22 protein-coding genes are annotated in these 21,820 nt (G+C 40.5%); 13 read left to right on the forward strand and 9 right to left on the reverse strand.

Features of this window, described 5'->3' with window-relative positions; translation table 11 throughout:
- Positions 1-161: 161 nt before the first annotated feature.
- The gene (locus ACM0OT_RS16285) at positions 162-629 is read right to left on the reverse strand and encodes a hypothetical protein (RefSeq protein ID WP_414565415.1); all 468 of its coding nucleotides are present in this window, start codon (positions 627-629) and stop codon (positions 162-164) included.
- Between the two features lie 253 nt (positions 630-882).
- Here ACM0OT_RS16285 and uvrB point away from each other — a divergent pair, with 253 nt between their 5' ends.
- From uvrB to ACM0OT_RS16330, 9 genes are all read left to right on the forward strand, one after another.
- Positions 883-2,880, forward strand: a complete 1,998-nt coding sequence (gene uvrB, locus ACM0OT_RS16290; protein WP_414565416.1) for an excinuclease ABC subunit UvrB — start codon at positions 883-885, stop codon at positions 2,878-2,880.
- Between the two features lie 10 nt (positions 2,881-2,890).
- Positions 2,891-3,451, forward strand: coding sequence for a Uma2 family endonuclease (locus ACM0OT_RS16295; RefSeq protein ID WP_414565418.1), 561 nt, complete (start codon positions 2,891-2,893; stop codon positions 3,449-3,451).
- A gap of 176 nt (positions 3,452-3,627) precedes the next feature.
- Complete coding sequence (locus ACM0OT_RS16300) at positions 3,628-3,864, forward strand: hypothetical protein (RefSeq protein ID WP_414565419.1); 237 nt, start codon at positions 3,628-3,630, stop codon at positions 3,862-3,864.
- Positions 3,857-4,030, forward strand: a complete 174-nt coding sequence (locus ACM0OT_RS16305; protein WP_414565420.1) for a hypothetical protein — start codon at positions 3,857-3,859, stop codon at positions 4,028-4,030. The genes ACM0OT_RS16300 and ACM0OT_RS16305 overlap by 8 nt, the downstream gene beginning before the upstream one ends.
- A 268-nt stretch (positions 4,031-4,298) precedes the next feature.
- Positions 4,299-4,466 carry a type II toxin-antitoxin system HicB family antitoxin gene (locus ACM0OT_RS16310; protein WP_414565422.1) on the forward strand — a complete coding sequence of 56 codons (168 nt, stop codon included), beginning with the start codon at positions 4,299-4,301 and terminating at the stop codon, positions 4,464-4,466.
- A gap of 61 nt (positions 4,467-4,527) precedes the next feature.
- On the forward strand, positions 4,528-5,115 hold the full coding sequence (locus ACM0OT_RS16315) for a Uma2 family endonuclease (protein ID WP_414565522.1): 588 nt from the start codon (positions 4,528-4,530) through the stop codon (positions 5,113-5,115).
- A complete protein-coding gene (locus ACM0OT_RS16320; RefSeq protein ID WP_414565423.1) occupies positions 5,108-5,242 on the forward strand; it encodes a hypothetical protein in 135 nt (44 codons plus the stop codon). The genes ACM0OT_RS16315 and ACM0OT_RS16320 overlap by 8 nt, the downstream gene beginning before the upstream one ends.
- A 91-nt stretch (positions 5,243-5,333) precedes the next feature.
- On the forward strand, positions 5,334-6,380 hold the full coding sequence (locus ACM0OT_RS16325) for an aspartate carbamoyltransferase catalytic subunit (RefSeq protein WP_414565424.1): 1,047 nt from the start codon (positions 5,334-5,336) through the stop codon (positions 6,378-6,380).
- A 380-nt stretch (positions 6,381-6,760) separates the two neighbouring features.
- Entirely contained in the window at positions 6,761-7,201 is a 441-nt protein-coding gene (locus ACM0OT_RS16330) for a pentapeptide repeat-containing protein (RefSeq protein ID WP_414565425.1), read from the forward strand.
- Between the two features lie 176 nt (positions 7,202-7,377).
- Here ACM0OT_RS16330 and ACM0OT_RS16335 read toward each other — a convergent pair whose 3' ends face one another.
- Positions 7,378-8,718 (reverse strand): TldD/PmbA family protein, encoded by a 1,341-nt coding sequence (locus tag ACM0OT_RS16335; protein WP_414565427.1) that lies wholly within the window; start codon positions 8,716-8,718, stop codon positions 7,378-7,380.
- 221 nt (positions 8,719-8,939) lie between these two features.
- A complete protein-coding gene (locus tag ACM0OT_RS16340; RefSeq protein ID WP_414565428.1) occupies positions 8,940-10,412 on the reverse strand; it encodes a TldD/PmbA family protein in 1,473 nt (490 codons plus the stop codon).
- Positions 10,413-11,261: 849 nt separating this feature from the next.
- Here ACM0OT_RS16340 and ACM0OT_RS16345 point away from each other — a divergent pair.
- Complete coding sequence (locus tag ACM0OT_RS16345; RefSeq protein ID WP_414565429.1) at positions 11,262-12,080, forward strand: SirB1 family protein; 819 nt, start codon at positions 11,262-11,264, stop codon at positions 12,078-12,080.
- A gap of 19 nt (positions 12,081-12,099) precedes the next feature.
- On the opposite strand, the gene ACM0OT_RS16350 is transcribed toward ACM0OT_RS16345, so the two are convergent.
- Positions 12,100-12,540 (reverse strand): SRPBCC family protein, encoded by a 441-nt coding sequence (locus ACM0OT_RS16350; protein WP_414565430.1) that lies wholly within the window; start codon positions 12,538-12,540, stop codon positions 12,100-12,102.
- Between the two features lie 326 nt (positions 12,541-12,866).
- On the opposite strand from ACM0OT_RS16350, the gene ACM0OT_RS16355 reads away from it, so the two are divergent.
- Complete coding sequence (locus tag ACM0OT_RS16355; RefSeq protein ID WP_414565431.1) at positions 12,867-14,525, forward strand: mechanosensitive ion channel; 1,659 nt, start codon at positions 12,867-12,869, stop codon at positions 14,523-14,525.
- 144 nt (positions 14,526-14,669) lie between these two features.
- Here ACM0OT_RS16355 and ACM0OT_RS16360 read toward each other — a convergent pair whose 3' ends face one another.
- Positions 14,670-15,677, reverse strand: a complete 1,008-nt coding sequence (locus ACM0OT_RS16360; RefSeq protein WP_414565432.1) for a zinc-binding dehydrogenase — start codon at positions 15,675-15,677, stop codon at positions 14,670-14,672.
- A 25-nt stretch (positions 15,678-15,702) separates the two neighbouring features.
- Positions 15,703-16,497 (reverse strand): aspartyl/asparaginyl beta-hydroxylase domain-containing protein, encoded by a 795-nt coding sequence (locus ACM0OT_RS16365; RefSeq protein WP_414565433.1) that lies wholly within the window; start codon positions 16,495-16,497, stop codon positions 15,703-15,705.
- 489 nt (positions 16,498-16,986) lie between these two features.
- Between ACM0OT_RS16365 and ACM0OT_RS16370 the strand changes: the two genes are divergently transcribed.
- Positions 16,987-18,456 (forward strand): amidohydrolase family protein, encoded by a 1,470-nt coding sequence (locus ACM0OT_RS16370; RefSeq protein ID WP_414565435.1) that lies wholly within the window; start codon positions 16,987-16,989, stop codon positions 18,454-18,456.
- Position 18,457: 1 nt separating this feature from the next.
- Here the strand turns inward: ACM0OT_RS16370 and ACM0OT_RS16375 are convergent, their stop codons facing one another.
- The gene (locus ACM0OT_RS16375; RefSeq protein WP_414565436.1) at positions 18,458-19,354 is read right to left on the reverse strand and encodes a DUF4437 domain-containing protein; all 897 of its coding nucleotides are present in this window, start codon (positions 19,352-19,354) and stop codon (positions 18,458-18,460) included.
- Positions 19,355-19,394: 40 nt separating this feature from the next.
- Here ACM0OT_RS16375 and ACM0OT_RS16380 point away from each other — a divergent pair, with 40 nt between their 5' ends.
- Entirely contained in the window at positions 19,395-19,832 is a 438-nt protein-coding gene (locus ACM0OT_RS16380) for a hypothetical protein (protein ID WP_414565438.1), read from the forward strand.
- Positions 19,833-19,852: 20 nt separating this feature from the next.
- Here ACM0OT_RS16380 and hisS read toward each other — a convergent pair whose 3' ends face one another.
- Both hisS and ACM0OT_RS16390 read right to left on the reverse strand, forming a co-directional pair.
- Positions 19,853-21,253, reverse strand: coding sequence for a histidine--tRNA ligase (gene hisS / locus ACM0OT_RS16385; protein WP_414565439.1), 1,401 nt, complete (start codon positions 21,251-21,253; stop codon positions 19,853-19,855).
- Positions 21,254-21,344: 91 nt separating this feature from the next.
- Complete coding sequence (locus ACM0OT_RS16390; RefSeq protein ID WP_414565440.1) at positions 21,345-21,791, reverse strand: DUF3598 family protein; 447 nt, start codon at positions 21,789-21,791, stop codon at positions 21,345-21,347.
- Between the last annotated feature and the right edge of the window lie 29 nt (positions 21,792-21,820).

Raw genomic sequence — 21,820 nt, forward strand, 5'->3', positions numbered from 1 at the left:
TCTGATCTCCCTATTTAAAACTTAACTAGAGCTTAAATGTAGTCTTTACTTGTTAAGCCGTATCTTTCTAAAGAATCAAATTTTAGTGAAAGTATTGATTAAAAAACCCAGTTCTGCTAAAGAACCGGGTCAATTTTAAGTTATGGTGATTACTTTTGCTACTAATCTAGAAAACCCATCATGATTTCTGAATCGTCAGTAACGTTTGATGCTACAGGGCGGTTCCCCATTACGGAGTAGCTATCAGAAACTACCAGTGAACTCGAACCAATGGGACGTATCCCAGACATGTTCATACTGTCAACCACTTCAAACGTATTAGCGCCAATGGGACGAATCCCCATGATGTTTACTGTCTCAACTACTTCCAGATTACTAATGCCAATAGGTCGGATTCCGGAAATTGTCACTGTCCCAGCAAATTGCAAATCACTGCTGCCAATGGGACGCGCTCCAGCAACTACTAGTTTACCTTGGTCTTCATGCACTGGCATATCAGTACCTTTTTCGACTTTTTTATCTGTATTCAAGCTATTATTCTTATTGTTTTCTTCCACTGTAGTTTCCCCTTTTAGCTTGGTATCCTTTTGTCGAGGACTGATTTCTTGACCAGTGCTGCTAATACTCATAAACGGACACCTCTGGTTTATTAACTAAATTTTACAATAATTAAGGAAAAATGAATTTTTATCCTCATGTATCAAAGAGTTTAACTCTAAAAAACCTGATGTGTATATAAATATTTTTTAAACTGATACATAAGTAAATATGAATAGTAAATTTTTGTAAAAAAATATTGCTGTTTATAAGTTTGCTGATGCCATCTCAACACAGGCGAGACAGTATCGCTACCATGAAATAGGGTATTTCCAATATAAGTGTATGTCTGGATTTTGTCTTCAAGCTCCTTTTATTCCTACAGGTGATCAACCACAAGCGATCGCACAGTTATCTACAAGTATCCAGTCTGGCAACCGTTACCAAACTTTACTAGGAGCCACGGGAACAGGTAAGACATTTTCCATAGCCGCAGTAATTGAAAAAATCGGTAAGCCGACATTGGTACTAGCCCATAATAAAACTTTGGCGGCCCAATTGTGTAACGAATTGCGAGAGTTCTTTCCTGAGAACGCAGTTGAATATTTTGTTAGCTACTACGACTACTATCAGCCAGAGGCATATATTGCCGTTAGCGATACTTATATTGAAAAAACAGCTTCAATCAATGATGAAATAGATATGTTGCGGCATTCAGCCACGCGATCGCTGTTTGAACGTCGTGATGTAATTGTGGTAGCTTCCATTAGCTGCATCTATGGTTTGGGGATGCCAGCAGAATATCTCAAAGCTGCCATCCCCCTTCAGATAGGTATGGAGGTAAATCAACGCCAAATTTTACGAGATTTAGCATCCGTACAGTACAACCGTAATGATATAGAAATGGGTCGGGGACGTTTTCGCGTCCGGGGTGATGTCTTAGAAATTGGCCCCGCCTACGAAGACCGAATTATTCGGGTAGAATTTTTTGGCGATGAAATCGACGCAATTCGCTATATTGATCCAGTAACAGGGGAAATTATCCGCAGTCTGGAAGCCGTGAATATTTACCCAGCGCGTCACTTTGTCACCCCAGAGGAACGTTTAGAAATAGCTTGTGATGATATTGCTAGGGAATTAAAGCAGCGAAAAGCCGAATTAGAGGAAACCGGGAAATTATTAGAAGCACAACGCATAGACCAGCGGACACGCTATGACTTGGAAATGTTGCGTGAAGTTGGTTACTGTAACGGCGTCGAAAACTATTCCCGTCACTTAGCAGGAAGACAAGCGGGAGAACCACCAGAATGTTTAATTGATTATTTTCCCAAAGATTGGCTACTAGTTATAGACGAATCTCACGTTACCGTACCGCAAATTCGCGGCATGTATAACGGCGACCAAGCCAGAAAAAAAGTGTTAATTGATCATGGATTTCGCCTTCCTAGTGCTGCTGATAACCGTCCTTTACAAGCAACAGAATTTTGGCAAAAAGTGAATCAATGTATTTTTGTTTCCGCCACCCCAGGAACTTGGGAATTAGAAATATCTGAAGGACATATAGCCGAGCAAGTAATTCGACCTACTGGCGTAGTTGATCCAGAAATTTTTGTGCGTCCCACAGACGGACAAGTTGATGATTTATTAGGCGAAATTAGAGACAGAGTTGACCGCCAAGAACGAGTGTTAATTACCACATTAACCAAGCGGATGGCGGAGGATTTAACTGAGTATTTACAAGACCACAGTGTGCGGGTGCGCTATTTACATTCCGAGATTAATTCCATTGAACGCATTGAAATTTTACAAGATTTGCGTGGAGGGAAATTTGATGTTTTGGTGGGAGTAAACTTGCTACGGGAAGGTTTAGATTTACCAGAAGTTTCCCTAGTAGCAATTATGGATGCAGATAAAGAAGGCTTTTTACGCGCCGAACGTTCCTTAATTCAAACCATCGGTAGAGCAGCACGTCACATCAGGGGACAAGCAATTTTGTACGCTGATAATATGACAAATAGCATGATTAAAGCTATTGAGGAAACAGACAGAAGGCGTGGTATTCAGATTGCTCATAACCGGATGCACGGGATTACACCCCAACCCATTGTCAAGAAATCAAGTAATGCCATTTTATCGTTCTTGGATGTTTCCCGGCGATTAAATGCCAGTGATTTGAAAGTGGTCGATGAACATATAGATGAATTGCCACTAGAACACATTCCAGAGTTGATTGGCAAGTTAGAAGAACAGATGAAAGCCGCAGCGAAAAATTTAGAATTTGAGGAAGCCGCAAAATTGCGCGATCGCATTAAGCATCTGCGAGATAAAATGCTGGGACGTTAGCTTGAACCTTATGCTCACCAATATTCGTCTAATTAGCGTTCAAGAATATCATCAAATGGCGGAAACAGGAATTTTTCATCCTGAAGAACGCTTAGAATTAATAGCGGGACAAATCATCAGAATGTCAGCAAAAGGAACTGCTCACGAGTCAGCCATTACCCGCACAGAAAGATTATTACGTCAACGCTTGGGGGACAAAGTTTTATTAAGAATACAGTCACCAGTGCAACTTGACGATTACTCGGAACCAGAACCAGATATTGCAGTCGTGAAGCTCAATCCCTTAGATTATGATGATCACCATCCCGACGCTTCCGAAGTATTTTTACTAATTGAAATCGCTGATTCCAGTCTCAAGTACGATCGAGAAGTCAAAGCGATCGCCTATGCTAAATCAGGTATTATTGATTACTGGATTTTAGATGTCAATGGGCGCAAGTTGTATATGTATCGTCTTCCCACTCTAGACGGCTATCACAGTGAGAGCATACTTGCCGAAGATGTGACCATTTCACCTTTAGCCTTTCCTGATTGTGCCATCACTATTCGGGAATTATTGCGGCAAGTTTAAGAGAAATTAGTGTAGCATTCCATAGGCGATCGCATTAAGCATCTGCGAGATAAAATGCTGGGAAGATAAACAATTTGAACAGGTGCAGAATCATAGATATATGATTTTTGCTCACTCCCTAAAGCTCCGAATAACAGACAGATTATACTGAGGACAGTTCATCACTGTTAAAAATCATGCTCCAGGAACTCGAAGCTATATTTGATGGTACAGCCCTGCAACTGGAATCCCCTTTAAACTTAGCCGCAGGTACAAGGGTAAAGATTATAATTGAAAGTGTGGTAATTAACGAACATAAACAATCCACAACGTTTTTGCAAACGGCTCAATCCTTACAATTACAGGGTGAGCCAGATTGGTCAGAGAAAATTGACCAGTATTTGTATGGAGAAAACACTTCTGTAAATGATTGAAGTCTTTTTAGATACTTCTTTTGCGATCGCCCTTTCTTCCATTACAGATCAAAATCATGTACGATCTGTTGAGTTTGCCCATCAGCTTGAGGCTAATAAAACTCGTTTAGTAACAACTCAGGCAATATTATTAGAAATTGGTAATGCACTTTCTAAACAAAGATAACGGGAGTCCTCTTGCTCCATTAAAATAGAGGAATTACTGACGCACTTACCGCTGACACCCATTTTGATCAGGCAGGGTTTCGAGCATTATTAAAAAATTAATCTACAGTATCTCTTGAAAAATCGATTTGGATACGAAAAGGGCGATCGCATTAAGTATTTGCGAGATAAAATACTGGAAGTTAGTGCTTTCGTTAAGCTAGAAATCAAGAAAACGAGCTTTTTCGCTATTCTAGGACTGTCGCCTCACAATATTTTGAGCATAGGTTATGAAAATCAAGGCTTTGATTTGGCAGGAAGATGGTGTTTGGTGTGGTTCTGTACCTGCTCTACCAGGTTGTCACACTTGGGGAGACAGCTACGAACATCTGTTGGAAATGCTACAAGATGCTGTTCAAGGTTGGTTAGATGTTGCCAGTGAGCGAGAAAGAGGATAGCCATCAAGAGAACCCCTATTTTCGCTATCCTATAAAAGTAAATCATTCCTTAATCGCCCCAATGGTTGCTTTACCCGATCGCCTGTTGATGAGTGCAGAGGAATATCTGAATTGGGAAGCCACCCAAGAACAACGCTATGAGTATTGGGATGGCGAAGTAGTGGCCATGAGCGGTGGTACACGCAACCATAATCGGGTTTCGGGAAATTTCTTTAGGCTCTTAGATGATGCCCTAGCCCATCGCTCCTGTGAAGTCTACATTGTTGATGTGAAGGTGGAGGTGGAACCGGGACAAAAGTATTTTTATCCTGATGTGGTGGTTACTTGCGATCCGCGTGACATTGATCCACAATGGGTGAAATTCCCCTGCTTAATTATCGAAGTGCTATCACCGTCAACAGAAGCAGCCGATAGGGGGAAGAAGTTTGCCAAATATCGCCAATCTCCCACCTTGCAAGAATATGTCTTAGTACAAGTAGCCCAACCAGGTGTAGAAGTGTTTCGGCGTAACGAACAAGGGAAATGGGTGCTGTCGGAGTATAATTTGGGCGATAGATTGCGACTGGAATCGGTGGATGTAGAAATAGCGATCGCTGATTTGTACCGACAAGTGCAGTTTGAAGCCGAAGCCAGCAACGAGGATGCATAGACGCGCAGCAACATATTGTCAGCTGCTGGTGGTGTTGTATGAATGGGTAGGCGATACGCGTAGCGTCAAGTCTTCGGCTTATCGCCACAAAGCCCTAACGCGGAAAACAGTATCTATTTTGATATAGGGCAAGTGCTATTATTTCCACTGCATAGTAAATGAAAAAGCTGTAGGGGCGCACAGTGTTGTGTCTGTACAGAGATAACTGATAGCTATTTATGCCTAGTACTACCTGGAATCGTCATCACGTTCTTTCCCTAGCCGACTTCACAACCGCCGAATATGATACTGTTTTGCAAACTGCTGCTAGTTTTCAGGAAGTGCTATCACGACGGACAAAGAAAGTCCCAAGCTTACAGGGACAGGTGGTGGCGAATTTATTTTTTGAACCATCTACACGCACCAGAAGCAGTTTTGAACTTGCTGCTAAACGACTCAGTGCAGATACCCTCAACTTCGCCGCTGCATCTTCTTCCATGACTAAGGGAGAGACTATTCTCGACACAGCCAAGACTTATTTGGCTATGGGAACAGATATTATGGTGATTCGCCATAAAGAAGCAGGGGTACCCAATGCGATCGCTCAAGAAATGGATCGTCTAGGTGTCCGAGTCAGCGTCCTCAATGCTGGTGATGGACAACACGAACATCCTTCCCAAGCACTACTGGATTTATTTACAATCTGTACTTTGATTGATCCAGCTAATCCGCGACTGGAACTATTAAAAGATAAAAAAATTGCGATCGTTGGCGATATCTTACATTCTCGCGTAGCCAGATCTAATATCTGGAGTTTAACCGCCAGTGGTGCCGAAGTGCATTTAGCCGCACCACCCACCCTTTTACCCAAATTATTTACCGAGTATGTTTTTGATGAGGAGTCAGAAAGCCTAGAACAGAAACATCCTTCCTCATCTCCTATTCTCCCTTCGCCTCATCGCCAACTATCCTTACACTGGGAGCTAGAACCCGCTTTACAAGATGCTGATTTTGTCATGACTTTGCGCCTGCAAAAAGAACGAATGACTGCTCACTTACTGCCAAGTTTGCGAGAATATCATCAAACGTTTGGCATTACACGCACGAAGTTGCAACTGTGCAAACCTCATGTCAAAGTTTTACATCCAGGCCCAGTCAACCGTGGTGTAGAAATTAGCTCAGATTTAATGGATGATCCAGAATTTAGCCTGATTCAGTCACAAGTTACCAGTGGTATCGCCATTCGTATGGCACTTTTGTATTTATTAGGTAGTAGCAAAGTTTAAATCCACGTCAGGAAGCAATCTCATAATCTTGACTGCACACTCAAGTTCTCAAAGTAGACAAGGTTTATTTCTTCTGCTTCCCCTGCTCCCTATGCTCATCAAAGCGTAAAGCCCTAAAGGGCATAGCTGCGCTTACCGCGTAGCGTCCCGCAGGGATTTGATTATTTTTTATTTATCAGTCCCTGATAGGCATAGTTTTTCATAAATATCTTCAAACTCTAACTCAAGTAGTATATTCACATTCTTGATTATTCACCAATTTAAATAGCTAATTCGTCCGATCGCCAGAGGACATAATATCTATAATCTGGCAATATTAAACAATACAAGACATTCAGATCAATACTTTAAAAGGCATTGTAATCCGCAATTCAAGACATATGAAATCTATTTTTCTGACAGCCGCAGCATTATTCAGTACCTTATCTCTAGCTGCTCCTGTTTCTGCTACAACTGAAAAAATAAATCCCGTCCAGCATTTGCTAGAAACTAGAGAATGTTATGGTTGTGATTTAACAAATGCAAATCTTCAAGGCGCTCACTTAATAGGCGTTGACTTGAGAAAAGCTAATTTACAAGGTGCAAATTTGGAAGAAGCCAACTTAGAAGGCGCAGATTTGACTGGTGCTAATTTGATATCTGCTGACCTTACAGGTGCTTTTGCTAATGGTACTACATTTGATAACGCTAATTTGACTAATGCCGACTTAAGCGATACTAACTTATACAATGCTCAAGTCGATGGTGCAGTAATGATTGGTACTGATATCAGCGGGGCTGATGGTTTTGATATCAATCTGGGTATAGGCGGTGAAGAATAAGAGCTAAGAGTTAACAACTAACTCCTAACTCCTAGCCTATCCTATAAGTCTTTTGACTTCACGACGGTACTAGTACTCCAGGGCATAAATGTGGATACCCTTTTAAAAGGTTCAAAAAACCAAGATAAAAGCTTTTTGACTTTTGAATTTTGATTTTTGACTTCCGCGCAGCGGTACTAGTCACCAGTAATTGATAGTTCATCAACCCAGATTTTAGGGCAAACTCCACCAGGAGTAAGTTCTACTTCTTTCTCCACATAAACAATGGACTTTAGGAGTTCCAAAAAATCGCCAGCAACAGTTGCTGATTCAATGCTCGTTTTTTCACCTTTGTTTACCAACCAACCATCAAAAGGTAGAGAAAACGAACCTTGTAAAGATTTCACTCCGGCATGGAGAGCTTGTAAATCATCAATTAAAATTACATTTTCCGCAGTGTCTAGACTTAATTTCTGCTCAGGAAATGTCGCTGCGAAAACATGATAAAAGTTAGGACTGACGCTGACCTTAGCACCAATACTTGCATTACCCGTTGGTTGAGTATTCATGCGTTTAGCGGTTCCAGCGCTGTGGAGAAATCCTTTTAAAACGCCATTTTCAATGAGTGAAATCTGACGAGTCGGAGTTCCTTCCCCATCGAAACTTTCAGCACCAAAGTTAGCTGGGTGCAAAGCATCATCATAAACTGAAAGTAGCGGCGCAGCAATTTGCTTACCTAAATCATCAGGGTTAGAGAGGCTTTGCTTATCCAAAATACTTTGAGCATTAAATAAGTTGGAAAAAGCACCCAACAAACTTAAAAATGCATCAGGAGAGAAAATAACGCGGTATTTACCAGACTTGATTTTTTCATAATTCAAGTGACTGATGGTTTTCTCTGCGGTTTCTTTGATGCATCCATTAATATCTAAATTATTTATACTCCTATTGATTCTAAAAGCGCTACCACTGCGCGGTTTTTTGCCTTCTTCCTCGGTTTTGCTATAAAGATAAATTGATGCCAAAGAATGAGATTCATTTCTAGTAGCGCCATCACTATTCAGGTAGAACCTGTCAATATCCCTTTGCGCTAAACCATTATAAGGCACACCTTTAATAGCTTGATGAGTTGCCAGCAGTTCTTTTTCAGCGACAAGTAGGCTATTTATCAATTCAGCAACAGGTGCTTGGGGTGTTTTGTCTTGAGATGGATGAGAAATAGGAGCAGTAGACTCTGGACTAAAATCAGGGACATTTTCTTTGACACCAAAAAAACTTGCTTCGTAGGCAGTTTTTAAAGCTAATTCTAGCCCTTTGGGATCTACATCTGTGGTGCTAGTAACACCCATTGTATTATCTTCATTCCAAACCCGAACAGTCACCCCAGAGCGATTTGAAGATTTGACTTGTTTTGGCTCACCTTGGTCTACTTGGACGCTAGTTTCATCTATTGTGGCGCCATAAATGTCAAATTTTTTGATACCAAGTTTACTAGCATTTTTCTTGGCATTATTGGCAATTTCTGTGATATTTGGCATAGTCACTTTTGGATTCTAGATTTTGGATTCTGAATTTTAATTAAGTAGAAGGTTTAAATTAAACGTAGCATGGGTTAGCGTAGCGTAACCCATGCTGTCCAAGGGTTTGATGCCTGATTGAGAGAATTACAAATCTGACAAACAATTACTCCTTGCTACTTAATTACATAAGCGAAGTTAAATTTTAGAGTTGAAGATTTGGGGATTTTACTCGAAAATTCTTATCTTCCACCCACAGTAATAGAATCAACTTTAATGTGAGGTTGTCCTACTGTGGTGTAGATACTGCCACTGACTGAACCGCAGAACCCTGGTGCTAGTTCCAAATCTTGAGAACACATGGAAATCTTATTCATGATTTCCTTAGCTTCACCAATGAGAATTGCGCCTTTTAAGGGTTTAGTGATTTTGCCATTTTCAATCAAATAAGCTTCATCTACACCAAAGTTAAATTGACCTGTAGCCCCAACGCTACCGCCACCCATTTTTTTACAGTAAATGCCTTTGTCAACTGAGTTAAATAAATCTTCTGTGGTGTATTCGCCCGGAGCAATATAAGTATTTCGCATCCGGCTAGCTGCGGCAAAAGTGTAATTTTGGCGGCGGCCACTGCCGGTTCTGGGGTGTCCCGTGCGGGAAGACCCGGTTCTGTCTGCTAAGAAGTTTTTGAGAACACCTTTTTCAATTAACAAAGTTCTTTGAGCAGGCATTCCTTCGTCGTCCATGTCAATTGTGCCGAAGGCATTTTCAGAGCGTCCCTCATCCCAAGCTGTGAGGCTTTCGTGGGCAATTTTTTCACCTTTTTTATCGGCAAAGGGAGTAGTTTTGCGTTCAATTTGCGTGGTTTCTAATAGGTGTCCGCAAGCTTCGTGGAAAATTACCCCACCAAAGTGATTGGCCATAATAATGGGGTAAGTGCCTGATTCTACATAATCTGCATACAGCATTTTTCCAGCAGATTCTGCTATGTGTTCCGCCGCTTGTTGATAGTCCCACGTTCTCAGGAAGTTAGGATCACTGGTGTTACCAGCGCGATCGCCAATGGAAGTACGATTGGCACCATCAGCACACAACAAGTTAAATCCTACCGATTGAGTGAGGCGAATGTCACGGGCAAAAGTGCCATCACTGGAGGCAACTAAGACTTCTTGCCAATCCCGGAAATAGGAAGCACGGCGTGATTGTACATGGTTGGCCTTGCGTTGGAGTTGAGCCGTTCCATCTAGGAGGACTTCTCCCATTTCGCGGATGGAACTACACAAAGGTAGCCAGCCATCTTTGCCTCTTTTGGTGGCGTAGTCTCTGAGTAATTCTAGATTGATTTCGGGGATGAAAGCATTATTAACAGGTAGTTCTAGTCCGAGAATAGAAAGCCCTTTTTCTAAGGCTGCTTTCAAGCCAGAAAACGAAAGGTCATTGGTGCTGACATAGCAGTCGGCTTTACCGCGAAATACTCTGACTCCGGCACCTGTAGCTAAACTGGGTGAAATACTGGTAATAGCGTCTTCTTCAGCAAGACAACTAATGTAGTTGCGACGTTCTAAATATAATTCAATGAAGTCAGCGCCCGCGGCGCGGCCTAATCCTAGGAGGGTAGCCAAAGGGGCTTCCCAGGTTTCATCGAATCGCTCTGGTGTGGAGGAGTACTGTAGAGTAGGGATTTGGTTCGAGAGAAGTAGCGTACTTGTAAGCATGGATAGCCTCGTCTGCTGGCGTTATCAGAGATTTGACTGAAAAATCCTGGTTTGTTAACTCTAGCAAAATTCTGGGAGAGGGGAGTGGATAGATGGGGCTACCGTGTACATACAAATCATTTGATCCCCCTAAATCCACGCCACTTGCTACAAGTCGGGAAACCCGCCCAAAGCAGTGGCTCCCCTTGAGAAGCAGGGCTGATTCATTCTACAAAGCAAAGGTGCATCGCCAAAGGGGTTTAGGGAGGATCGAAACACTATTAGGCAACTTGATAAGACTTGTGCGTACAAGGTAGCTGCCCAGAGTGGCTTCCCAACCTACACCTAAAATAAAGGTTTTAGATTTTTCTCTCGCAATAGTGTTCAAGTGGGTTAATGTCCAAATGGACAATCCCCTGGAAGTTATAAGTTAGGTTGACAGTATTTTCATAACTTGTATACCTATTTATATAGGTTAATGATTGATTTATTTATTTGTTATTTAAATTTTGTATAGAACAATTATAGATAAGCCACAAACAACCTGATATCGGATTTATTTAAAAAGTCGAAAATCTAAGAGTTTTGCTATAGAAAAATTAAATATAATTGCTACAAGTATTTACAAAAAATAAATTAATTGTCCAAGGTTGCTGATACAAGTTTGCCAGATATTCTATAATTTAAAAAAAGTAAATTTTGTATTCATTATGGCTTTTGGCATTTGATTTAGCTTTTCTTTTCTATTTTCCACTGTGTTCCCCAGCAAAAAAGTTATGATTAGTCATGTGATAATGAAATAAAAAGGTTGACTTGATCGGCTTTTGTTCCCTCTATATACTTTCAAATAGTTCTCACCAAAACTTGATTATGAATTTCTCGTCAGCACGATTACATTTTTATCAGGAGATTCAGCAGCCTGACGAGCATATCGACTTAGCAAAGGCAGCTTTGTATATTGCACAGGAAGAATATCCTGATCTCGATATTGCGGAATATCTGAATGCTCTGGACACAATGGCAGGTGAGGTTAAAGAATGCTTACCTGACTCACGATATCCTCTGCGCCTAATTCAAACCCTTAATCAATATCTCTACATTGATTTGGGATTTGCTGGTAATCAAACTGACTACTATGACCCATGTAATAGTTTTTTAAATGATGTCATTGACAGACGAATGGGGATTCCTATTACTTTGGCGCTGGTTTATTTGGAGATTGCTCGCAGGATTGACTTTCCTATGGTGGGTGTGGGGATGCCAGGACATTTTTTAATTCGCCCAGATATTCCCGATATGGAAATTTTTGTTGACGCCTTTAATCGTGGTGAGGTGATGTTTGCACAAGATTGTGTAGACCAATTAACTCAAATGTTTCAGCAACCTGTGAGTTTACAACCAGAGTTTTTAGCCCCGGTAACTAATCGGCAATTTTTGAAACGGATGCTGACTAATTTGAAATATATTTACCTGAAACAGCAAAAGTTAGCGAAAACTCTAGCTGCGGTTGAACGCATTGTGGTGCTTTCTCCTGGGGAAATTTTAGAAGTGCGCGATCGCGGGTTGCTATACTATCAGCTTGGCCAATACCCCCAAGCGGCTGAAGACTTGCAACTGTATCTGGAAAAGGTTCCTGATGCTGAGGATGCAGTTGTGATTCGGCGGTTACTTGCTGAGATGGGGGGATAAGTATTGGCGAATCCTAAATCTAAAGTTGTTCAGCAACTCGTTTGAGGCGGCGGAGTTGGGCTTGCATATCTTCTTGAGTCCAAGAGGCGGCAAAATTCTTGAATCCCCAACTGATGAGGGGATTGGGAATATCGAACTCGAAGCGGTTGAGTAAGAGTGTTCCTTGTTCTAATGGCTGACATTCCCAGCGATCGCGCCCTTGGAAAAATCCCTGAAATTCCCAAATAACTAACCCTGGCTGTCTTTCTACGACGGTGCTGTTCAAGGTGGGTTTCAGTAAGGGAATTTGAATCACAAAGCGACTTTGGCTACCAACTTCAGTACTCCAGACTTCACCTACAGGTTCGCAACGTAAGGCGGGGTTAAGCCAGCGGTGCATGAGTGCTAAATCGGTAATGCAGCGTTCTACCACTGTCGCTGTGGCATTAATTTTCATTGATTGTTCAAAAGCTTGTGACATTCCACATTCTTGATGCTGTTGCTGAATTTACAGTAGCGCAAAATCTCAACTGTAGTTTTAAAAAAATGAATGTATATAATAATACTAAAAAATTAGGAAATATTTATTTTTGGTGTAGTTTATTGATAAAACGAGAAAATAATTGACAAAGTAAAAAAAATATCTCCAATATCAACTGCTGATATTTAGTTCACTGCCAATTTACTGGTAAATTGTTAGGAAAAACATGAGTGAACTTACTGGGGTGCCGGATTATTTCATATCCAGGCTCACCATAAGTGTGGCTGTAGTTTTTGGCACACTTATAACCTTAAATACGGAAAACCATGAACACAACTTGGCAAGGTGTAACCCAGTTGATAGACATTGGTTTATCGATGAGGGTACAGCATTTTTTCGCACAATTTCCCATCTCGCCACTAGATCAACAAAGAGTTAATACAGGTGTCGCTGGAGTCCAAGAAATTGTTGCACAATTGATTGCGTTTGTTCCCCGGTTATTGGGAGCAGCAGCATTGTTGTTGATTGGTTGGCTAATTGCCGCGATCGCAGCAGCCATAACACGCAGTATTCTCAATCGTACTGATTTAGATAACCGAATTGCCTCAGGTGTGACGGGTCGTCAAGATGTTCCCAACGTTGAGAAATTCATCTCCGGCTTAGTCTTTTGGGGTATTATCCTCCTGACGGTTGTCGCTGTTTTACAAACTCTGGAACTAGAGGTAGTCTCTCGACCACTAAATAACTTTCTTGACCAAGTTATTGGCTTTTTGCCGAAATTGATTGGTGCAGGCATTCTGTTGGTAGTCGCTTGGTTATTAGCAACGATTGTCAAAATTATTACGGTACGAGGATTACAAGCGTTAAGGCTCGATGAGCGTTTGCATCAAGAAACCCAAGATGATACAACCAACCTCAACCAAGTCTCTTTGAGTGAGACCATTGGTAATGCTCTGTATTGGTTTATTTTCTTACTGTTTCTTGTCCCCGTCTTAGATACTTTGGCCCTCAGACAAGCCTTACTGCCAGTACAAGCCGTAATTACCGAAATTTTGTCAATTCTGCCCAATATTATAGGAGCAGGGTTAATTGCTGCTATCGGCTGGTTTGTTGCTAATGTAGTGCGGCGGATTGTCACCAACTTGCTAGCAAGCACTGGTATCAATCACTTAGGCAGTCGTATGGGACTTTCCTCAGGGGTAGGAACGCAATCTTTATCGAGCATTATCGGCACCATTGTCTATGTTTTGATTTTGATTCCTGTAGCGATCGCCGCACTCAATGCTTTGAGAATTGATGCCATTTCAGTACCAGCGATCGCCATGTTACAGCTGGTTCTCAATACCTTACCTGCCATCTTTACAGCAGTAGCAATTTTACTTGTTTCCTTTTTCGTCGGGAAGTTTATCGCCGATCTAGTTACAAGTATTTTGACTAGTTTAGGCTTTAACAACATTTTCACAGTTCTCGGTTTACCATCACTTACTAGAGCCACAGCGGTTTCTCCCGAAGAACAAGCCGCATCACCCAGATCGGCAGTCCGCACCCCATCAGAATTTGCAGGTGTGATTGTCCTAGTTGGGATCATGCTGTTTGCCACAGTAGCCGCAGTGAATATCCTCAATATTGTGGCCTTGACAGCATTGGTAACTGGTATTTTAGTCATCCTGGGGCGAATTTTGGCAGGATTGATTGTCTTTGCCATTGGTTTGTTCTTCGCAAATTTAGCGTTTCACCTCATTTCCAGTTCCGGCGACCGCCAAGCTAGAATTTTGGGACAGGTAGCGCGGATTGCCATCATCACCTTAGTTTCCGCAATGGCGTTGCAACAGATTGGTGTTGCTAGTGACATTGTAAATTTGGCCTTTGGTCTGTTACTAGGTGCGATCGCTGTTGCTATTGCTCTATCATTTGGTCTTGGTAGCCGCGATATTGCCCGTGAACAAGTTCAAAATTGGCTGGATTCGTTTAAAAGAAGCTCTTAGGTTAGAGGTTAGAGACGCTGAGGCTAGAGACTAGATATTAAAAAGCGTGTTTCCCACCTCATAGAGGCTACACAAATCAAGTCTTGATTAGCAGGCTCAAGTGCAAACGCACTGATTATGTGTCAATGGTAAAGTAGTTGTTTGCTAGAGTCTGACAACTACTTTGCCACAATTTTTACCACTAAGTAAGTGTTCGACAGCATCAGGGATGGACTCTAGACCGAGGAATGGCGTTGAATCAACACAAACTTTCAGCTTACCTGTGTAGAAGAGATTTAACAGGCGATCGCGTGCATCTGGCATATATGCTTGATAATGAGGCATGAGAAAGCCACGTATAGAAGCAGCCTTCCAAAATAATTGATGATAAAGGCGGGGTTGGGTAACTTGTTCTTGATTTTTGGCATATTCTGAGACAAAACCCACCACCACCAAACGTCCGCCCACGGCTAAATTAGCCACACAGGTATCAAAAACTTGTTTACCGACACACTCAAAAACCAAATTAATGCCCTGGGGGTACTCTTGTTTGAGGACTTGATCGAGGTTTTCTGTGCGATAGTTGATGATGCGATCGCAGCCTAATTCCTTTAATAACTGCACCTTCGTCTGGGAACCACAAATACCAATTACATGGTTACCCGCTAGCTTCGCCAACTGCACCGCAATATGTCCAGTTCCCCCAGCTGCTGCTGTCACTAAAACCACTTCATTACTTTTCATTTCTCCCACTTGTTCCAGTGCCACCAAAGCCGATACACCTGTAGGCATGAGAGTAAGAATCTCTGGCGTTGCTTCCCGCACTTTCAAAGCCAGATTTGCATCTATCACCTGATATTCACCATAGCCACCACCACGGACTGTAGTTACTACAGCATCACCTATGTGAAAATTTTGCACATTTTCACCCATAGCGACAACTTCTCCCACAGCTTCCACACCCAAATCAAAGGGAGGAATTAAATTAACATAGGGAACTTTACCTTGACAAAGTAAGGTATCAAATCCACCGTTAATGCCAGCGAATTTGTTTTTAATTAAAACTTGACCACCAGCAGGTTGAGTAAGAGGAATTTCGACAATTTCAGCAGCAGATTTAAAATCTTGATTCAGTTGTTTTGCTATCAGTTTTTTGTAGGTTTTGCTATTCATTTTTTAATATTTTGAAAACATAGCTTTATAAAGCTTTATCCCACTCTAACTGATGAGCTAAACCATACTTAATAAAATCTTCTGTTTGCACTTGATCACTTTTTCCAAAAACACCTAAGCTAAAAGGATTATCTTGCATACGTTGTCTAACTTGCTCTTGTTCAAAAGCTATTACTTCCTCTCTAGACTTATCCGGTTTAAAAAAGTCTACAACTAAAACAGTCCGGTCATAATTAGTGTAGTTGTGTGGACAATGTGGATAGCTATGATCTAAAACCATGAATTGTCCTTCATGCCAATAAAGCTGTTCATGACATATTTTCATAGCCACATCTCCCTCCGGCACAATTAGTCCCAAATAGCCACGATTCATGTGAGGGTTATCATTCACATGTAGCTTAATATCTAAACCTGGATGAAACGTACCAAAATACACATTTCTGATAATATTATCATTGCCCAAGTTAACATCTGCTATTACTTGAGCCAAATTAGCAAAATATTTATTTCTTAAAGCCAATGCTTTCTCTGAAGCCGTATCTGTTCCATAATCAGGATATTGTATTTGATGGCATCGAATATATTCTTCAATAAATAAACCTTGAAATAAAATTCCCCAAGCACTGTACTTAGACTTCCCCTTAGTTTTAATTGTCTTACTTTTAGGCCCTAAAACATTATAAGTAAAACCTAACTCCTCAGTAGATGCCTGATTAATAAAACTTGTAAACTCATCTCTAATCACTTGCCAGTTATCTTGAAATTTGTTAAGAAAAGTAAACTGCATCGGATTCAGATGATAGTCATTAAATATTGCCATTATGGTTTTCCTCAAGATGATTAAATAAATATTTTTAATGTATTAGCGTAGATATTGCTATCTAAAATTGTAAAATAATCAAATTGTTTTTCAAGTATTAAAAATTTGTGTTTTCTCGTCACAAATTTACCGTTTAACCTCTTGACTCTGTGGTTTAAAACTAAGTTAAGTAGAACGACTTGAAAAAAACAACCTATGTAAAGTAATGTAAATTTACCTAAAATCAGTTCGTAGTCAGGACTTTAGTCCTGATTTGAGAACTAAAGTTCTCACCCTACGGGTGATGCCGACCGATGCCGCAGGCTGTACGTTAGTCGCTCATGGGGGAAACCCCCCGCCGTTCGCCTTTGGCGTCTCCCCTTGGGAGAAGGATGCCCGTTCGCGTAGCGTCTCCTTTAGGAGAAGGGCTGTAGACCGCGCTAACTCACTACAAACCTTTAATTATTTACCCTGTTCTACTTCTGTACTCATTTTAGTGTGAGGTCTACCATGTCCGAAGCCCCCTTTTTAGATAAAATCATCAAAAACGTCAGAGTAGTTCGTCCCCATCAAGATACAGCCGAACTACTTGACTTGGGAATACAAGATGGAAAATTTGCCCAAATTGTGTCTCATATTAGCCCAGACCAAGGCAAAGAAATAATTGATGCCAAAAACCTCTTAGGTTTTCCAGGTGTCGTAGATGCCCATATGCACATAGGTATTTATCAACCCCTCGACCAAGATGCAATTACCGAAAGCAAAGCAGCCGCAATGGGGGGAGTTACGACTAGCCTCAACTACATTCGTACAGGACAGTATTATTTAAACAAAGGCGGTTCCTACAGAGATTTTTTCCCAGAAGTATTAGCATTATCCGCAGGTAATTTTTTTGTTGACTACGGCTATCACGTTGCACCCATAGCCAGCCAACATCTTGATGAAATCCCGCTACTATTTACAGAACATGGAGTATCTTCTTTTAAAATCTTCATGTTTTATGGTGGTTATGGTTTGCATGGTTTATCAGACCAGCAAAACCTGTTTTTGATGATTAATAAAGAGGACCGATACGACTTTGCTCACTTTGAATTTATCATGCGCCGTCTTACTGCCTTAATGGCAGAACATCCAGAAGCGCGAGATACTATTAGCTTAAGTTTGCACTGTGAAATTGCCGAAATTCTCAACGCCTACACCAAAATAGTTGAAAATGATTCTAGCTTGAGTGGACTCCACGCTTATAGTGCAGCACGTCCCCCTCATTCCGAAGGACTAGCTATTTGTATTGCTTCTTATTTGGCACATGAAACCAACTGTGCAAACATCAACTTATTACATCTAAGTTCCCGTAAAGCAATGGAAGCAGCTTTGACAATGCAAACTGCTTTTCCTCACATTAACTTTCGGCGAGAGGTAACCGTGGGACATTTGCTATTAGATGTCGATACACCCACGTCTACTTGGGCAAAAGTCAACCCCCCTATTCGTCCCCGTGCCGATGTAGAATACTTATGGCAAGCAGTACTCAATCATCAAGTAGATTGGATAGTTAGTGACCATGCTTGCTGTTCTGCTGAACAAAAAAGAAATGCTAAACACCCAAATAATATTTGGTTAGCCAAGTCTGGTTTTGGTGGTACAGAATATTTACTCTCTGGTGTATTTAGTGAAGGTAGCAAGAGGGGAATGTCTTACAACCACATGGCTAAGTTGCTATCTTGGAACCCATCACGAAGGTTTGGTGTACTCACAAAAGGCGATATAGCTATTGGCTTCGATGCTGATTTAGTATTATTAGATCCTAATGAGACTTTTGTGGTACATGCTGCTGAGTCGCAATCACAACAAGGGTACACACCATTTGAAGGAATGGAGTTAACTGGACGGGTGAAAAGTACCTTTTTGCGGGGAAATTTGATTTATAACAACGGACAAGTTTTAGGTTCGCCTAGTGGACATTATTTAAAAAGAAGTTAAATTAATCGTCATTCTCATAAGACAACACTGTAGCAATTTTTGATAAATCTCTATCAACTCGAACAAAGAATAAACACCCATCATGGGTTATATGTCTAGGAAGAGTATTAAAGCTAGGACAATAACAAAAATGGTGTTGTAAAAAGCGGTAATTTCCTATGTCGCAATATCCCGCTAGACAAAACCCCTCCTCATTATATGCTTGTATCATTTGATGTCCACCGTCATAATGTGGCAAGATTGCCAGTAGCCAAACGCCACCACCGTTAGCATCTTTTCGTAAATACTTCTTTTTTGCTACTTCAAATTGAACTGTGTCTGTTTTGCCCCAAGGTATTAATTTACTATCCAAAACTGGTATAAATTCATTTAACCTAGCATCTGGATGATTATTTTCTAGATTATTGTAATGTGCATCACCATTTTCCATCCACAGGATTTCTACATCTTCATCACCTAGTACTTGCCAATTTCCTACTTTCACTCCTGCGGGAATAAAAGAATAGCAATGCTTACTAAGTTTCCATTCACCTATTTGAATCACACCTTTTAACACAAAAAGTTCTAAATCAGCAGTAAATATACCTGATGGCGCTGCAAAATTGAATGGTAGCATAACTCTGGATGTAGAAGCACCGCAATCATGCCAAGTTAGTAATCTACGACTTCCAGATTTTACATAATCTGGCATCCCTTTGATGCGCCAACCTTGTTCATTTGGTACATTATTTGTATCAAAAAACTGGTATTTACGAGGTACATATTCTGGAGAAATGGCAGTACGCCTTCCTGATAAATTCATACGTCCTTTACCATCTCCACCCCAGTCTTCTTTGACAGATGCTATATTCAGAAAATCACCATTTTCTTCATTAGGGTGAGAATTGTCATTTTTCATATATAGTATTTTTTCGTCTCAATATTGAGGACAAATCCAAGTGTATAATAATCAATCAGAACCACCAAGGACTAAACTTCTTTTAGGTACAAAGAGAGGATTAGATGAACTTAAAACTCTTTTAGCAGCATCTGAACCAACAAATTCTCCATTCATCAGAAAAATTGTAATTTCTGTACCTGAAGGTCTACCAGAATTGTATTATCTTTCACAAGCTAGTTTGACAGCAATCGCAGAATTTTTTCTAATTGCTGATGTTAAATCGTTAAACCTTCCTAACTGTAATCCCAATAATGAGCCAATTCTAGAAAGCCCCGAAGGACAGAAAGCAATGTTACCCAATGGTGGAACAGTTAGGTTAAAAACTCGTAAAATTATAGAAAATGGTAATCAGAAATCGATTGGAGAGCTACATATAAAAGACCATGAAATTTCAGATTACCAACAAACACAACAAATAGATTTTGTGACGGAATAGCAAAGATTCAATTTATTATTTCAACTACCATTAATAGTTATTCTTTTTTTAATTTCTTCCGCCAATTTTTCTAGTGATACCTCTACTTGTTCACCTGATTGCAAATCCTTCAAAGAAGACTTTTGTGCTGCTGCTTCTTCTGAACCAATAATGACACAGAATTGAATGCCTTGTTTATCAGCTAATTGGAATTGTTTACCCAAGCCTTTTTTATCAAAGTTAGTTACAACATTAAGTCCAGCTTTACGCAGTTGTTGAGAAACTTGTAAATAAATGGGCATTAAATCTTCTTGCATATTGACTACCATAACCTGGGCTGGCGTAGCAGGTAAGGTACTAAGAATACCAGCTTTAAGTAAGCGACTAATTAAACGAGTCAAGCCAATAGAAATGCCCACACCAGGCATTTTCTCGCCTAAGAACATCCCCACCAATTCCTCATATCTGCCCCCAGAACAGATACTTCCTAAAGCCTCATGTCCTAATAAGGTTGTTTCGTAAACTGTGCCAGTATAATAGTTCAAACCACGGGCAATTGATAAATCAATACAGAAACGTTTTTCGGAAACTCCTAAATTCCTGACACCTGTAATTACTGTTTCTAATTCATTTACTCCCAATATAAACTGCTCTGCTTCTGGAAAATTTTCAGCTAAGTGATTTAGTTTATCTAAGACTTCATCTACGGTGCCATCAATTTTAATAAAATCAATTATTTTTTGAGTTTGCTCGGTAGAAATACCCTCTTTTTCTAATTGCTGTTTAACTTTAGCCTCACCAACTTTTTCTAGGTTATCAATAATACCAATACAAGTTTTAATTTGGTCTTCTGCAACTCCTACTGATGTAAAAAATCCCGTGAGAATTTTGCGATTATTGATGCGAATGAGAAAATCGCCAATATTTACTGCTTCAAATATTTCAGTGATAATTGCTGGCATTTGAGCATCATAAAGTAAGCTGAGTTCTCGCCGCGCCACGACATCTATATCACACTGGCGGAACTGGCGAAAACGCCCATCTTTGGCTCGTTCACCCCGAAAGACGACATCCATTTGGTAACGCGCAAAGGGAAAGGTTAACTCGTTCAGGTGACGGGCAATATAAGCGGCTAATGGTACTGTTTGGTCAAACTTTAAAGCTCTTGCTTCTGAACCAGTTTCCCCGGCTTTTTCTTTTTCGGCTTGGCGATTTGGTGGCAATATGGGGTCAATGCCATAAATGATATTATCGCCTTGGTTACCTTTAGCTTGCAGTACTTCTAAACGTTCCACTGCGGGAGTTTCTATAGGTGTAAATCCATAGCTTTCAAATACTCTACGGATGATATCTAGTAAATATACTTCTAGTCTTTTTTCGCTGGGAAGAAATTCGGGAAAACCGCTAGGAGTGGAAAAGTTGAGTTTGTCGCTTTTTGCCATGCTTGTATCTGAAATATATTAATTGCTTGTAGTGAGTGCTTTAGCGCTCATTTTATAAATTTGCTGGGCTGAAAACCCAACCACAAACTTACTACTTAATTCTTTCTTCTTGAATCAATGTGCGTTGATAAATTTGATGATTTTTGAACCAGTGCCAAGTCCGGGAACGATGGTTATTATCGGGACTAATTTGGATCATTTCATATAAATGCATTGCGGGTACTGTCTTATAAGAAAACCATAAAATAATTGTAGAATCATCAACTTCCCAGGCTTTTCCTTGAATACGTTCAGTGTCAAACCAGAGGATTTTATCCCGATATGTTCCGGGAAATGTATGTTCTTCTTTTTTCCCATTAGACCATGTATAACGATTAATTTGGTAATAGGAATATTGGTCATTTTCAGGAAACTGGCAAGTTAAATGAGATTGATGTTGATCAAGAATATTGCCTGTGATGTCTACCAGTGTATATGTTCCTACCCAATCTCCTGCGTGACGGGCAAGCACGGGCATTTCTTCTCTGATGTTAGACATTACACAATTCCTCTATCTAAGCTGTTAGG

The organism is Anabaena sp. CCY 9613 (genome assembly GCF_963920895.1).
Lineage (GTDB): Bacteria > Cyanobacteriota > Cyanobacteriia > Cyanobacteriales > Nostocaceae > Cyanocohniella.